We start from the raw sequence: 565 nt of genomic DNA, 5'->3' as shown, positions 1-565 counted from the left end.
GGCGAGCCGGCGCGCCCACTCGGCCTCGGCGCCCCGCTCGGTCAGTTCGGCCCCGGTCAGCGGGCCCAGCAGGCGCAGCACGTCGGCGACCGCCTCGACGTCCTTGACGCGGCGGTCCTCGGTGCGCCACTGGAGCTCCTGCTCCAGTTCGGCGACCACGTCCGCGTCCAGCAGCTCCCGCAGCTCGGCGCGGCCCAGCAGCTCCGACAGCAGCCGCGAGTCCAGCGACAGCGCCGCCGCCCGCCGCTCGGCCAACGGTGAGTCGCCCTCGTAGAGGTACTGCGCGACGTAGCCGAAGAGCAGCGAGCGGGCGAACGGTGACGGCTCGGGGGTGGAGACCTCCACCAGCCGCACCCGCCGCGCCTCCACGTCCCCCATCAGCTCCACCAGGCCGGGCACGTCGAAGACGTCCTGGAGGCACTCGCGCACCGCCTCCAGCACGATCGGGAACGAGCCGAAGTCGCTGGCGACCTGCAACAGCTGGGAGGCGCGCTGGCGCTGCTGCCACAGCGGTGTGCGCCGGCCCGGCGTGCGCCGGGGCAGCAGCAGGGCGCGCGCCGCGCAC

At 75.4% G+C, this 565-nt stretch carries 1 pseudogene; it reads right to left on the bottom strand.

Annotated features, from left to right (window positions below):
• A pseudogene (locus ACYVE9_RS30345) lies at positions 1-565 on the bottom strand (DEAD/DEAH box helicase); the annotation flags it as partial.

The sequence above is a fragment of the Streptomyces sparsus genome, assembly GCF_054776295.1.
The sequence above is the reverse complement of the archived record's forward strand: the minus strand, read 5'-3'. Positions and strand labels throughout refer to the sequence as shown.